This is a genomic window from Photobacterium sp. GB-1 (genome assembly GCF_003026165.1).
In the GTDB taxonomy this organism is placed as follows: Bacteria; Pseudomonadota; Gammaproteobacteria; order Enterobacterales; family Vibrionaceae; genus Photobacterium.
Window position 1 is genome coordinate 72,954 of record NZ_PYOB01000009.1, and the last position, 19,048, is coordinate 92,001.

The 19,048-nt window shown below is 40.2% G+C and carries 22 protein-coding genes; 10 read left to right on the forward strand and 12 right to left on the reverse strand.

Annotation, left to right across the window (positions count from 1 at the left end; all coding sequences use genetic code 11):
- Positions 1 to 6 precede the first annotated feature (6 nt).
- The 7 genes from atpG to C9J45_RS11370 are packed head-to-tail and all read right to left on the reverse strand — an operon-like array spanning position 7 to position 5,036.
- Entirely contained in the window at positions 7 to 879 is an 873-nt protein-coding gene (gene atpG, locus C9J45_RS11340) for a F0F1 ATP synthase subunit gamma (RefSeq protein WP_107207374.1), read from the reverse strand.
- Between the two features lie 58 nt (positions 880 to 937).
- A complete protein-coding gene (gene atpA, locus C9J45_RS11345; RefSeq protein WP_105061588.1) occupies positions 938 to 2,479 on the reverse strand; it encodes a F0F1 ATP synthase subunit alpha in 1,542 nt (513 codons plus the stop codon).
- Positions 2,480 to 2,492: 13 nt separating this feature from the next.
- The gene (locus tag C9J45_RS11350; RefSeq protein WP_107287967.1) at positions 2,493 to 3,041 is read right to left on the reverse strand and encodes a F0F1 ATP synthase subunit delta; all 549 of its coding nucleotides are present in this window, start codon (positions 3,039 to 3,041) and stop codon (positions 2,493 to 2,495) included.
- A 14-nt stretch (positions 3,042 to 3,055) separates the two neighbouring features.
- The gene (atpF, locus tag C9J45_RS11355) at positions 3,056 to 3,526 is read right to left on the reverse strand and encodes a F0F1 ATP synthase subunit B (RefSeq protein ID WP_107207376.1); all 471 of its coding nucleotides are present in this window, start codon (positions 3,524 to 3,526) and stop codon (positions 3,056 to 3,058) included.
- Positions 3,527 to 3,578: 52 nt separating this feature from the next.
- A complete protein-coding gene (atpE, locus tag C9J45_RS11360) occupies positions 3,579 to 3,815 on the reverse strand; it encodes a F0F1 ATP synthase subunit C (RefSeq protein WP_004730405.1) in 237 nt (78 codons plus the stop codon).
- A 53-nt stretch (positions 3,816 to 3,868) separates the two neighbouring features.
- Entirely contained in the window at positions 3,869 to 4,636 is a 768-nt protein-coding gene (gene atpB / locus C9J45_RS11365; protein WP_107207377.1) for a F0F1 ATP synthase subunit A, read from the reverse strand.
- 1 nt (position 4,637) lies between these two features.
- Entirely contained in the window at positions 4,638 to 5,036 is a 399-nt protein-coding gene (locus C9J45_RS11370; protein ID WP_107207378.1) for an ATP synthase subunit I, read from the reverse strand.
- A gap of 1,393 nt (positions 5,037 to 6,429) precedes the next feature.
- Here C9J45_RS11370 and C9J45_RS11375 point away from each other — a divergent pair.
- Complete coding sequence (locus tag C9J45_RS11375; RefSeq protein ID WP_107290657.1) at positions 6,430 to 7,491, forward strand: helix-turn-helix domain-containing protein; 1,062 nt, start codon at positions 6,430 to 6,432, stop codon at positions 7,489 to 7,491.
- Positions 7,492 to 7,652: 161 nt separating this feature from the next.
- Positions 7,653 to 7,874 carry a VF530 family DNA-binding protein gene (locus C9J45_RS11380; protein ID WP_005366553.1) on the forward strand — a complete coding sequence of 74 codons (222 nt, stop codon included), beginning with the start codon at positions 7,653 to 7,655 and terminating at the stop codon, positions 7,872 to 7,874.
- 290 nt (positions 7,875 to 8,164) lie between these two features.
- Here the strand turns inward: C9J45_RS11380 and ltrA are convergent, their stop codons facing one another.
- A complete protein-coding gene (gene ltrA / locus C9J45_RS11390) occupies positions 8,165 to 9,637 on the reverse strand; it encodes a group II intron reverse transcriptase/maturase (protein ID WP_107288191.1) in 1,473 nt (490 codons plus the stop codon).
- A gap of 831 nt (positions 9,638 to 10,468) precedes the next feature.
- Between ltrA and C9J45_RS11395 the strand changes: the two genes are divergently transcribed.
- On the forward strand, positions 10,469 to 11,026 hold the full coding sequence (locus tag C9J45_RS11395) for a DUF6402 family protein (protein ID WP_146144066.1): 558 nt from the start codon (positions 10,469 to 10,471) through the stop codon (positions 11,024 to 11,026).
- Positions 11,026 to 11,427 (forward strand): DUF6201 family protein, encoded by a 402-nt coding sequence (locus tag C9J45_RS11400; RefSeq protein WP_107207382.1) that lies wholly within the window; start codon positions 11,026 to 11,028, stop codon positions 11,425 to 11,427. The genes C9J45_RS11395 and C9J45_RS11400 overlap by 1 nt, the downstream gene beginning before the upstream one ends.
- Positions 11,428 to 11,792: 365 nt before the next feature.
- Here the strand turns inward: C9J45_RS11400 and C9J45_RS11405 are convergent, their stop codons facing one another.
- Both C9J45_RS11405 and C9J45_RS11410 read right to left on the reverse strand, forming a co-directional pair.
- On the reverse strand, positions 11,793 to 12,008 hold the full coding sequence (locus C9J45_RS11405) for a DUF465 domain-containing protein (protein ID WP_107207383.1): 216 nt from the start codon (positions 12,006 to 12,008) through the stop codon (positions 11,793 to 11,795).
- Positions 12,009 to 12,160: 152 nt separating this feature from the next.
- Positions 12,161 to 13,402, reverse strand: coding sequence for an NAD(P)/FAD-dependent oxidoreductase (locus C9J45_RS11410; protein ID WP_107246523.1), 1,242 nt, complete (start codon positions 13,400 to 13,402; stop codon positions 12,161 to 12,163).
- A 247-nt stretch (positions 13,403 to 13,649) separates the two neighbouring features.
- On the opposite strand from C9J45_RS11410, the gene C9J45_RS11415 reads away from it, so the two are divergent.
- Positions 13,650 to 14,528, forward strand: coding sequence for an alpha/beta hydrolase (locus C9J45_RS11415; RefSeq protein ID WP_107246525.1), 879 nt, complete (start codon positions 13,650 to 13,652; stop codon positions 14,526 to 14,528).
- Between the two features lie 10 nt (positions 14,529 to 14,538).
- Here the strand turns inward: C9J45_RS11415 and C9J45_RS11420 are convergent, their stop codons facing one another.
- Positions 14,539 to 15,606 (reverse strand): methyltransferase, encoded by a 1,068-nt coding sequence (locus C9J45_RS11420; RefSeq protein ID WP_107292537.1) that lies wholly within the window; start codon positions 15,604 to 15,606, stop codon positions 14,539 to 14,541.
- Between the two features lie 127 nt (positions 15,607 to 15,733).
- Complete coding sequence (locus tag C9J45_RS11425; protein WP_107246528.1) at positions 15,734 to 16,132, reverse strand: hypothetical protein; 399 nt, start codon at positions 16,130 to 16,132, stop codon at positions 15,734 to 15,736.
- Positions 16,133 to 16,363: 231 nt separating this feature from the next.
- Between C9J45_RS11425 and C9J45_RS11430 the strand changes: the two genes are divergently transcribed.
- Genes C9J45_RS11430 through C9J45_RS11450 form a run of 5 tightly spaced genes read left to right on the forward strand, consistent with a single transcriptional unit; the run spans position 16,364 to position 19,013 of the window.
- A complete protein-coding gene (locus C9J45_RS11430) occupies positions 16,364 to 17,095 on the forward strand; it encodes a beta-ketoacyl synthase chain length factor (protein WP_107261735.1) in 732 nt (243 codons plus the stop codon).
- Positions 17,092 to 17,910 (forward strand): 1-acyl-sn-glycerol-3-phosphate acyltransferase, encoded by an 819-nt coding sequence (locus C9J45_RS11435; protein WP_107246532.1) that lies wholly within the window; start codon positions 17,092 to 17,094, stop codon positions 17,908 to 17,910. Before C9J45_RS11430 ends, C9J45_RS11435 begins: the two co-directional genes overlap by 4 nt.
- 5 nt (positions 17,911 to 17,915) lie before the next feature.
- Complete coding sequence (locus C9J45_RS11440; RefSeq protein ID WP_045148502.1) at positions 17,916 to 18,176, forward strand: phosphopantetheine-binding protein; 261 nt, start codon at positions 17,916 to 17,918, stop codon at positions 18,174 to 18,176.
- 15 nt (positions 18,177 to 18,191) lie between these two features.
- Complete coding sequence (locus C9J45_RS11445) at positions 18,192 to 18,446, forward strand: acyl carrier protein (RefSeq protein ID WP_107246534.1); 255 nt, start codon at positions 18,192 to 18,194, stop codon at positions 18,444 to 18,446.
- Positions 18,447 to 18,449: 3 nt separating this feature from the next.
- Positions 18,450 to 19,013, forward strand: coding sequence for a hypothetical protein (locus tag C9J45_RS11450; protein ID WP_107246535.1), 564 nt, complete (start codon positions 18,450 to 18,452; stop codon positions 19,011 to 19,013).
- Positions 19,014 to 19,048 lie beyond the last annotated feature (35 nt).

A 19,048-nucleotide genomic window follows, 5' to 3' on the forward strand; every position in this document is an offset into this window, starting at 1 on the left:
TTCTATTTAAACGGCTTGTGCCCCAGCGACAATTTCACTTAGCTCTTGGGTAATAGCAGCTTGACGGGCTTTGTTATAAACCAGCTGTAAATCATTAATCAGCTCGCCCGCATTATCGGTTGCTGCTTTCATCGCAACCATTCGCGCTGCTTGTTCACAAGCGATACTCTCAACAGTGCCTTGGTAGACCTGTGATTCGATATAGCGAAGCATCAGTTCGTTGAGAATGGGTTTTGGATCTGGCTCGTAGATATAGTCCCAGCGGCTTGATTCATTAGCATCCGCTAACTCTTCTTCTTCAAGCTGAGGATTAGGTAGCAATTGTGCCACCTTCGGCTTTTGCACCATGGTATTTACAAACTCGTTGTAAACTAGGAACAAGCGGTCAATCTTGCCTTCGTCGAAATACTCCAACATGGCGTTAACTGGGCCTAAAATATCTTCAAGTTTTGGTTCATCACCAATACCGGATGTTTGTGCAATCACGTTGCCGAAACGATGGAAAAACGAAATCGCTTTTGAACCGATCAAGGTGGTATCAACCTCCACCCCTTGATCTTTCCACTGACGCATATCTGCCAGTGCTTTCTTAAACAAATTAATGTTCAAGCCACCACATAATCCTCGGTCTGAGGAAATAATGATGTAAGCGACACGTTTTACTTCACGCTCTTCAAGATAGGGATGCTTGTACTCCAACGAACCCGAAGTCACGTGTCCGATCACTTTACGCATGTTCTCTGCGTAAGGTCGGGTCGCTTCCATGTTCTGTTGAACTTTGCGCATCTTACTTGCGGCAACCATCTGCATAGCACTCGTGATCTTTTGCGTATTTTGCACGCTGGCGATCTTAGTGCGGATCTCTTTTGCATTTGACATGGTTAGCTCCTATCTACATTCATACTGCATCGTACTTGGACGGAAATGTTCTCGTCGCTTAGTACGACTGGGTATCAACGAATGTTTTTAGAAGCTGGTGCAAGCTTGCTTCGATGTCATCGTTGTAATCACCAGACTCATTAATTTTTGCTAGTAATTCAGCTGACTGACTCTTAGCAAATGCCATTAATGCTTCTTCAAATGCACCGATTTGAGATAACTCAACGTTATTCAAATAACCTTTCTCGGCAGAGAAAATAGCCAGTGCTTGCTCAGCGACAGACATAGGTGCGTACTGCTTTTGCTTCATTAGCTCAGTTACTTTTTCACCATGGTCTAGCTGTTTACGTGTTGCATCATCAAGATCCGATGAGAACTGAGCAAAGGCTGCTAATTCACGATACTGTGCAAGTGCGGTACGAATACCACCAGACAGTTTCTTGATGATCTTAGTCTGCGCCGCACCACCAACACGAGAGACCGAAATACCCGGGTCAACCGCTGGACGTAAACCTGCGTTGAACAAGTTAGTCTGCAAGAAGATCTGACCATCAGTAATCGAAATTACGTTGGTTGGTACGAAAGCTGATACGTCACCCGCTTGGGTTTCAATGATAGGTAACGCAGTTAATGAACCTGTTTGACCTTTCACTTCACCGTTAGTAAAACGCTCAACATAGTTAGCATTTACACGTGATGCACGCTCTAGTAGACGTGAGTGAAGGTAGAAGACATCACCAGGGAAGGCTTCACGGCCGGGTGGACGCTTAAGCAATAGTGAGATTTGACGGTAAGCAACAGCCTGCTTAGACAGGTCATCATAAACAATCAGAGCATCTTCACCACGGTCACGGAAGTATTCACCCATCGTACAACCCGCATACGGGGCTAGGTATTGAAGGGCGGCCGCTTCAGACGCTGATGCTACAACAACAATGGTATTTTTCAGCGCGCCGTTTTCTTCTAACTTACGCACAACGTTAGCAATTGTTGATGCTTTTTGACCAATAGCCACATACACAGAGTAAATACCAGAATCTTTCTGGTTAATGATGGCATCAATCGCCATCGCTGTTTTACCTGTTTGGCGGTCACCGATAATCAACTCACGCTGACCTCGACCGATTGGCACCATAGAGTCAACCGCTTTGTAACCAGTCTGGATTGGCTGATCAACCGATTTACGATCGATTACACCGGGTGCGATAATTTCAACAGGCGCAAAGCCATCGTTGTCAATCGCGCCTTTACCATCAATAGGCTGACCAAGGGTGTTAACAACACGACCCAATAAACCTTTACCTACTGGCACTTGGAGGATACGACCGGTACCTGTTACTTTCATGCCTTCAGCAAGATCAGCATAAGGACCCATCACTACCGCACCTACAGAGTGACGCTCTAAGTTAAGTGCCAATGCATAACGGTTGTCTGGAAGTTCAATCATCTCACCTTGCATAACATCAGCAAGACCATTGATAACAATAATACCGTCGCTTACAGAGACGATAGTACCTTCATTACGTGCCTGACTGGTCACGTTAAAGGTGGCGATTCGTTGTCTAATTAAATCGCTAATTTCGTTGGAATTCAGTTGCATATCTAATTACCTATTACGCCTGAAGGCTTGTAGCAAGTCGGTTGATAGAGCTTTTTAGCGAGCCATCAATCACCATTTCACCGGCTTTGATTAGCATTCCGCCAACTAGCGACTCATCAATGTGACAATCAAGCTCAACACTGCGATTTAATTTCTTTTGCAGCGCCTGTATCAGGTTCGCTTTCTGCTCATCTGTTAACGGCTCGGTTGTTGTTACTATCGCTGTTACCATGCGCTCATGATCTTCTTTCAGCTCATGGAACAATTCAGCAACTTGCGCAATCACATTTAGACGTCCATTTTCAGCCATTACTCTGATCAGGTTCTGGCCATGTTCATCCAGCAGCCCCTCACAAACGCCCAAGAACATGTCAGTAAACGCTGATGAGTCATGCTCGCCAAACTGCTCGCTATCTTCAATTTGCTGAGCAATAACGGGTTGGCTAGCAACCGTTGCTGCGATAATTAACATTTGCTCCCATTGTTCCAATGCATCATTGGCAAGAGCGAAATCAAACGCTGCTTTGGCATAGGGCTGAGCAATAGTTAGTGGATCTGACATAATGTGCTCTCCGCTTACATATCCTTGATGAGTTTATTAACAAGATCGCGGTTAGCATCTGTGTCTAAGTTACGATTAATCAGTTTCTGCGCCGTTTCAATCACCATGTCAGACATTTCTGCACGGAGTTCTTGGCGAAGGCGATTACGATCACTTTCCACTTCAGCATTGCCCTGAGCAATAATGCGAGCTTTTTCTTTCTCACCTTCCGCTTGGGCTTCTTCGATAATTTGAGCGCGACGCTTATTACCTTGCTCGACTAATTCATTTGCACTTTTCTTCGCATCATCCAGAAGCTTTTCACCATTAGCTTTTGCTAATTCAAGCTCTTTTGACGCGTTTTCGGTATGAATCAGTCCTTCAGCGATTTCGCGCTGACGTTGGTCAATTAACGCAGATAGCGGTGGCCAAACATATTTCATACATAGCCAAACAAAAATCACGAATGAGATTGCCTGACCAAGCATGGTTGCATTTAAATTCATACCATCCTCACTATTTAAATAACGTTATGATTTATAACGGTAGTTCTGGCTATTAAGCCACAGCAAAGATGATGTAAAGACCGATACCTACACCAATCATAGGTACCGCATCCACAAGACCCATCATGATAAAAAACTGAGTACGTAACATAGGGGTTAAATCTGGCTGACGTGCAACACCTTCAAGGTATTTACCCGCAAGATTACCGATACCAGAAGCCGCACCTGCCGCGCCTAAACCAATGAGAAGCGCACCAGCAACGTAAAGAACTGCACTTACAATATCCATGAATGACTCCAAAAATTTATTTAATAGATAAAACTTAAATCGAACTTAATTTATTAATGTTCTTCAGTTGCCATCGCTAGGTACACAACAGTTAGTACCATGAAGATGAAGGCCTGAAGGAACACAATTAAAATGTGGAACAATGCCCACGGCACGCTTAACGCCCACTGCATCCACCACGGCATTAATGCAATCAGGATAAAAATCATTTCACCTGCATACATATTTCCGAAGAGTCGAAGTCCAAGAGAAATTGGTTTTGAAATTAATGTCACCAACTCCAAAACGAAGTTCACCGGATACAACAATGGGTGTTCAAATGGTTGTGTTGTTAACTCTTTAATAAAGCCAACAAGTCCCTTAGTTTTTAAGGTGTAACCAATGATTAAAATAAACACACCTAACGCCATCGACATCGGTACGTTCACATCAGCAGAAGGCAAATCACGGAAATGTTCAAAGCCCAGTGCTCGTGCTAATGCAGGAACGAAGTCGACCGGAATTAAGTCGATCATATTCATTAAGAAAACCCACACGAAGATAGTTAACGCTAAAGGGCCGACTATCTTGCTTCTCGTCTGAAAAATTTCCTTAACAAGGTTGTTTACAAATTCATAAGTGATCTCAATAAAACATTGCAATCGACCTGGAACCCCAGAGGTTCCGTGGCTAACAACATATTTAAAGACACCGATGAAGAGTAAACCTAACACCCATACCATAAACATGGAGTCTATATTTAGGCTCCAAAAACCGTGGCCTACAGTAAGGAATGTTAAGTGGTGCTCAATATATTCGTGAGCGGTAGTTACTGCTTCCACCTTACGTCATCCTAAATTGAGGTTTGTTAAGTATCGGGGTTAAAAAGCATCCTAAAAATGTCACGCTATAAGCTAATAACATAGCTACATGATTTACTGGAATAAAACGAACAACAGCTAAAATCATTACCGCGGTATATACCCACTTAATAAAACTATTAAGTTTGGCTAAATATCGAATACTAATGTCTTTATTTGTTTTTATTTTAAAAGCAGCGGCACTTAATCCTAACAATGAAGGAATAACTGCAATAGCCACCCCAATAATTGAAGATTTAACGCCAAACCAATTAGTCGTAATAGAAGCAAAAAAAATAAAAAGTAAACCTAATATTATTTGCCCAATCACTATTACTTTTGCTGCAGATAAAATATCGCTAGAACCAGATTTCGTATTCATTTCTAATCCTCTTTATTTATGCAATAACCTGCTAACCCCCTCCATTTCAACTTGTTACGGGTTATTTCAACTTGTGATTAAATTTACACAAACGTAAGGAATGAATAATATCGCAAGAGAAAATTCCCTCACCAAGAGCAAATATCTCATCAACTAAAATGTTAAATAAATATTAAATACCGAAGCAGAAAAGTGTTATTTATATCAATGCAACTTGCAACACATTTAAAATCAATAACTTTGACGCCACCTCTTGATGATTAAAATTTACGTGATCGTTATCACTAACGCTATTAAAAAAAATGAAATCAATGTTTTTCATTTTTGAGTAAGTAAATGATTGCAGCCTGAATGGATTATATTGTAAGCAAAGCGAATAATTATGTATTAACATCGATAATCAAAATGAGCGAAATACAAAACTCACGGCGTATTAATAATTATTATCAACCATAAAAGTTGACGGTTATTTGCTATTTATTGTCTTTTTTTGCAATAAATTTCAATTTTAAAACGGCAAAATCATGCGATTTAAGCTTGTCTTCTTGCTCTTTCACTGCGAGTTCAAGGAAGAGAAAACATAACAATCAGCACTAGCAGGACGCTCTCTGTGGCGAAAAAAGAAGAAAAGGGAATAAAAATAGTTGACTGTATATATAGCCAAATTATTTTTTAAAAGAAGGTATCGGTACAGCGTTATTAATAAAATTCCGATATCACAGAATGAAATAATAAGATGCTGATTAACAAAGGTAATAAAAGCCTTTAACGGCACCCAAAAACGTTCACCTCTAAGCTCAATAAATATAAACAAACGCTCATTGAAAGCTATTTTCAACGTTGTAAATGACAATATGAAGTCATAAAAAATAGACAACATTATATTTAAAATATCGATCACTACGAGCGATAATATGCCCTAAGAAAAGAACATAAATAATACATTAAAATTAAAATATAAAAGTCAACATATGCATCCAATGCTATATATAAAATAGAGACGTTAAGAATTGCTAAATTCAGCCATTATATTTACCAATTAGGTTATATATAATAAAAATGAATCGTAATAAAAATAGAGCTATCCGACAAAATTTATCGACTGTTTGATCTATAATTATAGATTAACAATTTTTCCATACGTAGAATTAGCACAAAATAAACAATATTAATGTGCTACAAATATTGCTAATGTAAATAAACCAAACAACGATGATACATATTTACTGATAAAAAATAAAGACAAAGACACATAGCTGTTACTTTAAAGACACATTATCAACTAACTGATAACTGCATTTAGTGACATTAATTTGTACCCTCTATTTAATCTTGTCTTTTAATACGCTGGTATGTTTCTGAGATGTAACTTTTATGAGGTATATAAGTAACAATGGAAGTCAAATCTCAACTCTCATCATTAAAAAATACCGTCTCTTCAGGTTGGAAAAGTGTCATTCCTTTTGCAAACTTCAATATTGAAGAGAATCACACCTTTGACATGACCCATTTTGAAGGTCTGTGGCTAAAGCAATACCTCTCAACTATCACGCCTGAGTATCATGCTTTATCCACTCAAATTACAAAAATAGCCCAGTCAGTAAATCCTTTAACCTTTAACTTCTATAGTTTAGCGCTATGGACGAGCCCAGATCGCTACACGCAATTACATACACTGTGCCACTACAGCGCATTACTCAATAGCTCTATTCGTTTTCATTTAGATGAAAATAAAGGTGACAACATCAACTTGTGGCTATTAAGTAATGAACCGATCGCAAAACATTCAACAGAAAGCCTATCGTTATTGGCTTTACACTTTGCGCTATTATTGAATGTCATCAAGCAAACGTGGGGCACACAAACACTTAAAGGTGATGCGTATTTACCCTCGCTGACCAATTTACGTATCGAACAACCGTTGTTTGATAACCTGATTGCGTCATCTGCACTGAATATAAAATGCCACTATAGCTTTCCGTTGATCCGCCTGACTTTTAGTAAAAAGTCGTTATCCTTGCCATTAACCGATTCTGATCCGGTGATCCATCAAAACAGCTTATGGCAGTTAAAACATCAGCTCGTAAACTATCAGCAGAACAATGTGATTCATCAAGTTTACCGTGCGCTCAGAAGCCTACCTGATTTAGAGGCCGCCTCTGGCAACCATATCGCAAGTTTAATGGACATCAGCTTTCGCACCTTAAATAGACGTTTAGCATGTTTATCAACAAGTTATCGTGGGGTTTTAGAAAACTATAAATTAGAAATGGCGTTATCCCTGTTAGATAATTCAGAGTTAGGGTTAGCTGACATTGCACAGCAATTAGGTTTTTCTGATCTCAGTACCTTTTCACGCGCGTTTAAACGCTGGACAGGACTATGCCCGTCTCAGTTAACCAGTAAAAACCAAACAATAGCACCGCGTGTGGTTTCACATTGGGAACTCATTTAAGACTCGTTACTTCACTATTGTTCAATTAGCTGCTAAATAGGTAGCTGATTGTAGTCGATAAGCTAACGAGATAGGCTTTAATTTTGTGAAAACCTTAAACCAGACCAGCGCATTCTGCTAAACTCCGTCGACAGATTTCGCGATGGTAGGAACACTCAATCATGAGCCAAGAACAAATCAACAACCCATTACACGGTTTGACGTTAGAAAAGATCCTTGTACGTTTACAAGAGCACTACGGATGGGAAGGGCTAGATGCAAGAATTAAAATTAACTGTTTTTACAGCGATCCCTCTATTAAGTCGTCTTTAAAGTTTTTACGCAAAACCCAATGGGCAAGAGACAAAGTAGAAGCCTTATATATTGAGACTTTTTGTAAGTAACCCGATTGGCATACGCACTTTAACTAATACATAAGTAAGGTATGCCATTTCTTCTTCGCTGCTCACCTCTCCCTTTCTTTAAATAACCATCACAATCAACAGTCTTACTATATTGTTTAACCAATCCGAATAATGATATCGATGTCATTAAATGTGGTTAGTTGTTCTAGCGCACTTCTGTCGAGTAGACGACACCTGTTACCAAGTGTCGTCCCTCTAAGAACCCAGCGTGCAACTTTCACCGCACTAGGCTCAAGCCTTCACGAAGGCACCGATTGGCACCCAGCAACTTATAAAGCAGCGAGAGCAGGCTCATGCCAAGAGTTACGGCATTGCTTCTTTGATTTTCTCTTTGCCAAGTATTCTTGGTATTGAGGATCAAAAGGCGTAGCAGCGCTCCTGATTTTCACATGTCTCTCTATTGGCACCTTGGCTATTTGAAACAGATTGAACTGACAGTCCATATTCATGATCTTCTGCCAACCGTGAAATTGCCATTGGCCTTGACGGTTGATGAAGTACTTAAGGGCGATCCAAGTTCTGGATTTTGTTGGATGACGCCTTTTTGCCCAGTGCCATAACGTATGGAATAGCTTGTGACCTACATATCCGAATACCTGTTTAGCCACGCAGTGTCGATAGTAATTCGACCAGCCCCTTAGTTTCGGATTTATTAACTTAATTAAATCGTTAACGGGGATAGTTGCGTGCTTTTTGATGAGTTCGCGCAAGTTGGTCAAGAACAGTAGTGTATTGGATTTGCTCGGTTTAATGAGTAATTTCCCTTTGTATTTCCTATGGTTAAAACCTAGAAAATCAAAACCACGACTGATATGAGTCATGTGCGTTTTCTCTTCGGAGAGTGTTAGGCCTCTTTCTGCTAAGAAATCAGCAATCAACGGTTTGATATCGTTCTCCAGCACTTCCTTTGAAGCACAGGTGACGACGAAGTCGTCGGCGTATCCAATAAAGTTGGCTCTAGCACCCTTTTTAAGTGCGGTAGGCTTTATGTGCTGCTCCAGCCCCGCAAGAGTCATTAGCATCAAGGTTGGGGATATAACCCCTCCTTGAGGTGTTCCCTCATCAGTACGATAGAACAGCCCTTTATCCATAAAACCAGACTTTAGCCATTGTTCCAACATGCGTTTATCGACGGCAATGTTATCCATTAACCATTGATGTCCGATCTTGTCGAAACAAGCTTTGATATCTCCCTCAAGAACCCATTGTGCAGATTTCTTTAGCGCCAGACATTTGAAGCACTGAGCGATTGCATCGGCAGTACTACGGTTTGGTCTAAATCCGTAACTATTAGGGTCGGCAAGTGTTTCTGACACTGGCTCTAGTGCAAGAAGATGAAGCGTTTGCTGCGCTCTATCGACCATACAGGGGATACCCAGTGGTCTAAGCTTGCCGTTTTTCTTGGGGATGTAGATACGCTTGAGCGGTTTGGCTTTATAATCTTTTCTGCTCAATTGATTGACTGCTTTCATGCGGCGCGTATCTGTATTCCAGATAACGCCGTCAATTCCAGGCGTTTTACTGCCTTTATTTTGTGATACCCGCTTAACAGCAAGAAGTTTTGCTGAGCGTGAGTGAGTCAGTATCCACTGCACCGCTTTCGCTTTGCCGTGTTTACCTTCTCGTGTTGCCTTTGCAATACGCATCTGAAGCTTTAAAACATGGGATTCAACGGCCTTCCAATTGATGGATTGCCATTGAGCACTGTCAGGAGAGGCACTAATCTCTTTTGAAATCATCATTTGCGTTTCTCCTTGAATAAAGTTCTTCAAATTATCTTGCAACGGAAGACCAGTTAGAAGTCAGCTCACTTTCGTGCCAGATAGAGACCTGTATCTGCATCGTTACAATGCAGCCTTCGCTTTTTCCAACATCCTCTACCTGCATCACTATCGGTCGCAGAGACTTTCCCAGTGGGAGTGATACAGGCTTACCGTGTTCCGTATGTCGCGCAATGTCAGTTTAGATGCCCGCTATGGTGCGGAGAGTTCAACGATCACGAAAGAGCATGGGGCAATCTCTTTCCGACTCTCGTGCCTTTTGGCTACAGCGTATTAACCACTTCCGCTGTTTCATAATATAACGCACCTTACGCGGATTCACTTATGTTCATCATGCTGACTACCTAGCACTCACCCGATGTTGTGGTTATCAGGAGGATCGTCCTCTCACGACTTCAATCCCGATTGGAAAATACCAACCTTCGTTACATTGTCAGAGCCGCTACTTTATTCAGGCTCCTAGGTTCATCTGGTGATACAGATGGTTCACTCGTTGAGCGGTGAACAGCGCTTCATACGACATCACGTCGCACGCCCCTTTATGAGTTAGACCTAATACTCATTCATATCGTATTAATGTGATTTTGGATTAGTTTTATTAGGCCAACTTTATCTGTCAGTAAAACGTCACTTTTAGGTTTTCATGCGCAAACTCCGCCCCTGATTGAATACTTTGAAACTAGTAACATCATTAACAAAAACACAATGTCTATTTTTTGTTTTTCCTATGCTTTTTCTTATGGCGATGCATGCTTTGCTGTACAATCACCTTGGGCTTCAATCATGATATGCGTGAAAGATCAATTAAAAGCAAGATTAAGAATGCACGGTTGGGATGGTAAAAATAATGTTTTTCTAAGAAGAAGTGAAGATGTCTTAGAAATTGATGCAACCTCTCAGGTTAATATAAGAACTATTGGCAGTTTACTTGACACCATAGATGATTGGTATGGTGCGATTGGTAATGCCACTTTAAAACTAGCTGTCTCAGGATTCACAACAACATTTGATAATGAACCGTATTTTATCGTTGAGAAAATAGGTTTTTATTTAAAGGATACTTACGATTTTTTATCGGATAGTAAATGGACTAAATTTGGTTTATCAGAACCACTAGGTATATGGAGTAAATCGGGAACTTTAGATAAAGCTAAAGCATCAATCTATATTAGTTCTTATACACAAGGGCTATTTGGATTATTGGCAAGAGAGTTTTCAGATTATGTTCCTGTTGAAAATGATGATTTTAGGTCATGGCAGAAAAAACATAATTCGGGTGGTGATTATATTGTTTTCTCTGACATTATATGGATGGAACCTTTAAATAAGGATAAATCGGTAAAATTATAATGGCAAATTATTTAAAATTAACTTTAATATTAATAGTTCCGTTTTTTTTATTTTGGTGGGCTGTGTTGTCACCAGTTTCCTTCATTGATGATAGTCATTCTCATACAATAATTAGTCCAGATAAAAAATGGAAAATAGTTTTATCACCGGTAACAATGACAACACCATTATCTTTAATTCAAGGATTGGAAGGTAAAAGATATATAACATTATTTGACAAAAATGGTAATTATATAGGACAAAGTACACCTTTTTGTATTATGAGGATGGAACAATATAATATATTATTCCCGTCAAAGGACAGGCCGTATCTTGGTGTTTTACCAGAGAATTGTGATTATGATATACCGATTAATAAAAAAAAATGGTGGAGTAAGATCATAGGATTCATTTCTTATTGATATCACTGCTATATCTTTTGATGATTTAACTTTATTAGTACGCATAAATAGCTTTATTGTTAAATGACCGTCCACAGTGGCAGTCTTTTTGTTCCCTAAAGATACTTTGTGAAGAAGTTACCAATACTTTCTCTAATGCTTATCAGCCTAAATAGAATAGAAAGCCTAAGAAGGTTTTGTCCAAAAGTGTGTTAGGCGAAGCTATGATCGCAGTGTGATAAATACAGATTATCTAATGAGTCACGCACTCTGTTCACTATAGCCATTCGTTATTGGTTGCTATATTCAGACAAATAAAAAACAGAAAAGAAAAGCTCTCACTTATCTTTTCTGTTTCTTTTCACTTATTGTTGATTAATAAATGATTATTTAGCTTCTACACTTTTTAAATAAGCCAAGATTTCATCTTTAAGCAATAGTTTTTCTTTTTTAAGCTTATCAATAACATCTTCGTCGTAACCGTCTTTCGCTGTCATCTTTTCAATTTCAGCGTTAAGCTCGCTGTGTTTATTGTATAGACGATCAAAAGCAACTTCTTTGCCTTTTAAAGAATCGATTAACTCTTTGTATTCTGGAAACATCGGAACTCTCCTTATAAATAGCTTATGTCTTAGTTATACGCCTTCTATCTAATTAAATTAAGACAAAAATCATGTTTTTGCTGCGCTATTTATGAAAACCAATATTACTATTTCAAGCCATTGAATATGGCTTGAAAAAGGCGCAAGGCGACTTAACTACAAATTTCAGCGAGAGTTCTTAAGCGGCGTTCAGATTGAGCAACAAACGGGTTTTTCTGATCCCATGCGTAACCTGCCAGTATCGAGCACACCATTTGTTTTATTTTAGGATCGGGATCGGTATAGAAAATCACTTTTTGTAATTCACCAGAGTACCAACCTTCGACATAGGTACGGAAGGTATTTACCCCTACCATTAATTTATCGGCATATTCTTGCTGCCAATTAACGTCATCGCCTGCTAATTGCTTCAATAAGGCGCTAACAACCAAATCTGCCGATTGCATTGCAATGGTCACGCCTGATGAAAATACAGGGTCTAAAAACTCCCCGGCATTGCCTAATAACGCATAGTTGTTCGTCGCAAGGTGTTTTACATTGGCAGAATAACCGCCAATTTGCGCTGCAGGATTGGCGTATTCAGCTTTGCTAAGCAGCTTATTTAATGTTGGCTCTTGCGCCACAATTTGCTGCAATGCTGTTTTTTCATCAGCATCGTATTGGGCTAAAAATTCAGGCTCTGCCACCACACCTAATGAGCAAGTCCCGTTGCTAAATGGAATAAGCCAAAACCACACATCTTCATTCGTTGGGTGAACGGAAATTAAAATCTTTTCACGATCGTGCTCAACACCGCTATCTTCAATATGATCCACCACATGGGTAAAAATGGCATGGCGCACAGGTAAACAAGACGGCTGCTCTAAATCGAGTAAACGCGGTAATACACGCCCAAAACCACTGGCATCTAAAATAAAGTCGGCTTCGAGCGTATAGGTTTGTCCTGTTAACGCATCACGAACCGTAATAACGGAGCGAGTGTCCCCACATTCAATTGCTTCTACGTTGTGTTGATAACGAATTTCAACCCCTTGCTTGGCCGCTTCATCGGCTAACACTTTATCAAAGTTGCCACGCTGTACTTGATAAGTCGTACCAGCGCCTGCTGTGAATTTATCGCGAAAATCAAACGCCGTATAGGTATCACGACGGCGAAATGCAGCGCCATTTTTATATTGAAAATCAGCGCCTGTTACTGCATCGAGCATATTGGCTTTTTTTATCACTTCCATACAGGCAGGTAATAAGCTTTCGCCGATAGAAAAACGAGGAAAAGTGTTTTTCTCTAAGACAACAACATCAATATTATTTTGATTGAGCAACGCTGCTGCAACAGAGCCTGATGGGCCTGCGCCAATAATTGCAACTTGGGTACGTTGTCTACTATTCAACATCTTTTTCCTTTTATTAGCACTGTAAATGTCTTACCTGACAGGTGTGAGATAAGAAGCAACGATCGGTTTGGATATATTATCAGCGCAGAGTTTAACAAAGTTATTTCTTCACACCATACAACGGGGAGCGCTTTATCTTAAAAAACAGCAATTAGGGGCATTGTTTTATTTTCTCACAGGAGAGATCACATTTTCGTTTTAAGGCGTACACACTATTAATACATCATGACAAATCAGGAAGATGCCCATGAACTCTTTTTTGCTTCTGACTCTGTTATTACTTCCTGTAATATCTGGTTGTGCCAACCAAGCATTTTTCTCGCCATCAAATAATGATATGCCAAGTAAAGAGGTCGTTTGGCTTGATTCGCTCTCTGGCAATAAAATTGCTTATCGCTATTATCACCCCACGAATACTTCTTCTATGCCGTCACCTGATCTTCGCGGTACTGTGGTTCACTTTCATGGTAACAGTGGGCAAATGGAGCAAACCCAAGAAAAAGTCGCATGGCTGACAGATTATGGTTTTAACGTGATCACTTTCGACTATTCAGGCTTTGGTCACTCGACAGGGACGGCAACAGACAAAGATGCGTACCTTGATGCGATTTCGATCCTTAATTACATCAATCAATATAACCACCAGCCATTATTTGTTGTCGCTACCTCTACTGGCAGTAATATCTTTTTACGGGCTTGGGCTGATAATCCGATTGAAATTGACGGTATTATTCTTGATTCTCCCTTTACCAGTTACGTTAAAGAAGCGCAGTTTGTTTTAAGCCAAAGCCCTTTTGGTAAACTCTATGATTGGTTTGCACTGGTAATTATGCGAGATGATTATGCCGCAGAGCAGAGTTTGCATCGTGTGCCGGAAAGTCATGCCTTGGTAGTACACTGTGAAGAAGATAGCGTTGTGCCGTTTGAATTTGGTGAGACCCTCTATCAACAGCTCAAGGGGAATAAAGAATTTATGGCTTTCGATGATTGTCGCCACGCGAGAGCCATGACAGGCGACCATCCTCGTTATCAGCACAATATTGCCCAGTGGTTAGTTAACACCGAGCAATATGTGAGACAAAATAACCGAGAGCAAGTCACGCAAATGATCGCTTATAATGAATAGTTCGGTTCGTTTATGCGGCTGATAAGGTTAATAAGGTATGACCTAAACCAATATTGTCTTCGCGCTCTGTCACAATAAAGCCCGCTTCTTTGACTATTTCTAGAAAATCATCACTGCGATAGAAACGGCTATTACCGTTGGCTAAACAAGTGAAATATAACGAGGTCGCATTCAAGCTATAGGTCGCCGCTTCGTAACGCTGTGCATCCCAGAAAAGCTCTAAAATATACACCACCGCATCAGGTGACATCGCTTCACGTACGCGACGTAAAATACTCAGTATTTCCATCGGTGAAAAACAATCTAAAAACTGGCTCATCCACCACACATCCGCTCCTTGCGGTAATGCTTGAGATTTATCCAGTAAGTTAGTGCCTACACCCGAAATGCGTTCTGCCAGCCCTTTTTCTTTGGCTTGCGTGAGTGCCATCTCAACTTGTTGTGGTAAATCGATAATAGTAACGTTCACATCAGGATCATACGCACAACACTGTTGCGCCCACTTACCCGTGTTGCCACCGATATCAAATAAGCGTTTAGGCTTTTTCGCAAAGACACGTTCAAGTAGTAACGGAAATGAACGATCAGAATAGAAATGGTCGAAATTAAACCAACTTTCTTTGGCGGCCATAGGTAGTTGAGATAGCCCTTGATAAATGGTTTCCCAATCGCCTAATTCAACAAGGCCTGCGGGTTTGCTTTCTTTAATAGATTGAGAAAGGTGCATCATCGCGGCGTAACAAACATCTGCGGTAAAATCGATATTTGCTCGAGTCATACCATCGTGCAGTAAATAATGTCCCAGATTGGCTAAACGGTATTTTGGCGCGTGCCAAGTGACAATATGTGCGCTTAGGCCCATATCTAATAACACTTTTACACCATATTCACTGATCCCTGTTCGCTTTGAAATGGCTACAGCATCCAACCCATCTTTTTTTACTTCATCTAATGCGGCTAAGATACCAAGATCACGCAGAGATTTAGCGGTTTGAAATACGATAGGAGCGAAAGCAAGTTTTTGCGCTTCTGTTTTTGCATCAAGAGCATTGAAAGGATCTACAGAATAATCGGTCACACGACACCTACATAGGTTAAACAGTTGCCGCTTATTCTATCGACCCTTTACTCACTCTTATTGTTTTAAAACAAATTATCAGTCATTAGTTAATATCATTCGCTATGCACTTATTACGATAATTTTATTAATAGTTCTGAATAGTTACACCAAGTTGTTGTTGGATAGAGCGAGATAATTTCATCACCCAGTTATTGTAATTGCGGTGAATATCTGTGCCGTCATAATCCAAATTTTGACTATTTTTATAATCAATACTGTAACTTAATGTTGAATACGAAATGTCGACCGTTGCGGTATGAGTTCGAACAGAAAGGGTTGCCACAATCAAGCCAGGTTTTATTACTCGAGCGCTCCATCCTCGTTGCTCTGCTGCGGTTAATATCGCTTTTTGCACATCATCAATAGAATGTTGTTGCCCAGTGACAGTGCTCGGCACATAGACATCGTTTAAATTCATGACAGGTTTGCTGGTACAACCTACAATCAGCAAACTCGCCATTATACTAACTAGGGTCTTTTTCATTTAACGCTCGTCATGGTTTTAATTAATCGTCAATAAAGATTATCATCTAGATTGATAGCAACAAACAAGATAGACATTCCATTTTGGAATGAATGACACCTTGAAAACATTACATAATATTTTTCATGGTAGATGCCATAAACAACACAAATATGTTTTTCAATCACAGGTAGACTTTATTATCATAAGCCACATTCATTAGAACACGATATTTATTGCAAACGGTTAACCATGAACTCTGTGCACTTTACAATCAACCAGTGGGAAGCTCGCTCACTCGGCTTGTCATCTCTCGCTGAGTGGCAGCAATGGGCAATAACCCAAGACTGGCCTCAAGCACCAGAGCCTATCGTGTTTGATAAAATACCGCCGATGATGCGACGCCGTATGAGTAATTTAACCAAATTGGCGTTACAAACAGCTTTGCATATCTCAGAACAACAGCAGATTGATTACATTATTTTCTCAAGCCGTCATGGTGAATTACACCGCACTGTTAATTTAGTTGAATCGATCATTGAGGGTGACGATGCATCCCCCATCGCCTTCTCGCAATCGGTTCACAATACAGCAGCAGGGCTTTATACCATCATCACTAAACAGCCAATCCCTGTGACATCGTTATCGGCAGCAGAGCACACGCTTCACTCCGCACTCATCGAAGCGGCGTGTTATCTAAGCGAAAATCCAGACCACCAGGTTTTATTAGTCGATTTTGATGAACCATTACCTGAACAATATCAAGAATTTGAAACCCAACCTCATCAAGGTTATGCATTCAGTGCTATCTTATCTGCAGGTAATGGCTACACGCTACAGTGGAATGAAACAGACAGAAGCAGCAAGGAAGTCGCTATGGGATATCCACAAACATTAGATGTCATTAAACATCTCGCTTTAGATAACGAAGCGTTTAACCTGTCAGATCAGCGTAACCACTGGCATTGGGTACGAAACAAGTGACAGCATCAAGACTCACTCTGTCACAACAGCTGAATAAATATTGGCGTATTGTTGCAACCGGATTTTGCTTTAGTTTATTTGGTGTTGGCGCACTTACCTTAACCTTCATTATTTTCCCGTTAATGACGCGAACGGCAAAAAATACCCAACAGCGCGAATTTAAAATACAGAAAATCATTCAACAATCGTTTGATTTTTTCTGTCGCACCATGCGTTTTTGCGGCACGATTGATTACCGCTTTGAAAACACAGAATTATTAGAGAACGATAGAAATTGCCTTATTGTGGCCAATCATCCCAGTTTAATTGATTATGTTCTGATCGCTTCTCGACTTCCTCAGTGCGACTGTTTGGTAAAAGCGGCTATTTGGCATAACCCATTTATGAAAGGTATTGTTAAAGCCGCTGGTTATATTCCCAATAGAGATCCAGAAAGTTTGCTCGATGACTGTAGTGAACGATTAGGTAGCGGTAATGTCTTATTAGTTTTTCCTGAAGGTACCCGTACTACGCCGGGGAAAAAATCAAAATTACAACGTGGGGCTGCACAAATAGCAGTTCGCACAGCGTCGGATCTCCGTGTTATTCATATCACGGTTGAACCTAGCTTTTTAACCAAAGAAAAAAAGTGGTATCGCGTTCCCGACAGCAAGCCTTTCTTCTTAGTCGAAGTAAAGGATAAAATAGCGGTTGGATCATTTCTTGAAAGTAGTGATTCCGCCACAACAGCAGCACGTAAGCTCAACCGTTATCTTGATGATGCTCTTTTTCCTGCTCAACACACTGTTCAGCATCATGATAACAATCACAAGTAGGTACTATGGAACAACTACATAACGAATTAAAAACACTCATCATTGATGCATTAAACCTTGAAGACATCACCATTGATGATATTGAAACAGATGCCCCGCTATTTAATGATGGCCTAGGTTTAGATTCTATTGATGCGCTGGAATTGGGTTTAGCGATTAAGAAAAAATACAATATTGTTATTGATGCAGATGACACCAATACTCGTGAACATTTTGCATCAGTTGCTAACTTAGCAAACTATATTTCTAATAATAAAAACTCATAAAATAGCGTAAAAAAAATGACAGAAGCGAATCGTAACCAAGTTTTTGACCAAGTGAAAAATGTTCTTGTGGAACTGTTTGAGCTTGATGCAGATGACATTCAACCGCAAACCAATCTATACACTGAACTTGATTTAGACAGTATTGATGCCGTTGATTTAGTCGTTCATTTACAAAACATTACTGGTAAGAAAATCAAACCTGAAGAGTTCAAAACTGTCCGTACCGTTGATGATGTGGTTGATGCAGTGATCGAGCTTATTGAGGAATAATTGATGATGCGTTTGCTGACAGGTGTGTCAGCATTAGCGTTACTCGCCTACCCCCTTGCGGTTTACTATGGTTTAAGCCGTTGGGGGTTAGGGGTGGTTGCTGGGTTACTGGCAGTATTGTTTTTACTCCGCATTATCGCGGCGAAGCAGACTCAGCTTCGTGAACTTAAGTATATTGCATGGCTCAGCGGTGGCGCGGGACTCATCCTTGCTTTACTCGGCAGCATTTTTCGTGAACATGGCTGGTTTCTTTATTACCCAGTGATCGTCAATATTCTTATGCTTGGGCTGTTTAGTGCCAGTTTATGGCAAAAACAGAGTCTCATTGAACGACTAGCGCGACTGCAAGAGCCAGATTTACCACCAGATGGCGTTCGCTATACCCGCAATGTCACTAAAGTATGGTGTGTATTTTTCATTGTTAATGGCTCAATCGCACTCACAACCTGTTTTCTTCCACTGCAAATATGGACGTTATACAACGGTTTGATCAGCTACCTTCTTGCGGGCAGTCTGTTTGCGATTGAATGGGTTGTGCGACAATTTGTTCAACGTAAATCACAGTGAGAAATCAATCTCTAAATTATTGCTCCTCTCTACTT

Bases quoted from the DNA above. Each gene is read 5' to 3' on its own strand.
- C9J45_RS11415 (WP_107246525.1), top strand. From the start codon at position 13,650: ATGAACTCTTTTTTGCTTCTGACTCTGTTATTACTTCCTGTAATATCT.
- C9J45_RS11440 (WP_045148502.1), top strand. From the start codon at position 17,916: ATGGAACAACTACATAACGAATTAAAAACACTCATCATTGATGCATTA.
- C9J45_RS11375 (WP_107290657.1), top strand. From the start codon at position 6,430: ATGGAAGTCAAATCTCAACTCTCATCATTAAAAAATACCGTCTCTTCA.
- atpE (WP_004730405.1), bottom strand. From the start codon at position 3,815: ATGGATATTGTAAGTGCAGTTCTTTACGTTGCTGGTGCGCTTCTCATT.
- C9J45_RS11410 (WP_107246523.1), bottom strand. From the start codon at position 13,402: ATGTTGAATAGTAGACAACGTACCCAAGTTGCAATTATTGGCGCAGGC.
- C9J45_RS11445 (WP_107246534.1), top strand. From the start codon at position 18,192: ATGACAGAAGCGAATCGTAACCAAGTTTTTGACCAAGTGAAAAATGTT.
- ltrA (WP_107288191.1), bottom strand. From the start codon at position 9,637: ATGATGATTTCAAAAGAGATTAGTGCCTCTCCTGACAGTGCTCAATGG.
- C9J45_RS11400 (WP_107207382.1), top strand. From the start codon at position 11,026: ATGGCAAATTATTTAAAATTAACTTTAATATTAATAGTTCCGTTTTTT.
- C9J45_RS11430 (WP_107261735.1), top strand. From the start codon at position 16,364: ATGAACTCTGTGCACTTTACAATCAACCAGTGGGAAGCTCGCTCACTC.
- C9J45_RS11370 (WP_107207378.1), bottom strand. From the start codon at position 5,036: ATGAATACGAAATCTGGTTCTAGCGATATTTTATCTGCAGCAAAAGTA.
- C9J45_RS11450 (WP_107246535.1), top strand. From the start codon at position 18,450: ATGATGCGTTTGCTGACAGGTGTGTCAGCATTAGCGTTACTCGCCTAC.
- C9J45_RS11380 (WP_005366553.1), top strand. From the start codon at position 7,653: ATGAGCCAAGAACAAATCAACAACCCATTACACGGTTTGACGTTAGAA.
- C9J45_RS11425 (WP_107246528.1), bottom strand. From the start codon at position 16,132: ATGAAAAAGACCCTAGTTAGTATAATGGCGAGTTTGCTGATTGTAGGT.
- atpF (WP_107207376.1), bottom strand. From the start codon at position 3,526: ATGAATTTAAATGCAACCATGCTTGGTCAGGCAATCTCATTCGTGATT.
- C9J45_RS11350 (WP_107287967.1), bottom strand. From the start codon at position 3,041: ATGTCAGATCCACTAACTATTGCTCAGCCCTATGCCAAAGCAGCGTTT.
- atpG (WP_107207374.1), bottom strand. From the start codon at position 879: ATGTCAAATGCAAAAGAGATCCGCACTAAGATCGCCAGCGTGCAAAAT.
- atpA (WP_105061588.1), bottom strand. From the start codon at position 2,479: ATGCAACTGAATTCCAACGAAATTAGCGATTTAATTAGACAACGAATC.
- C9J45_RS11405 (WP_107207383.1), bottom strand. From the start codon at position 12,008: ATGTTTCCAGAATACAAAGAGTTAATCGATTCTTTAAAAGGCAAAGAA.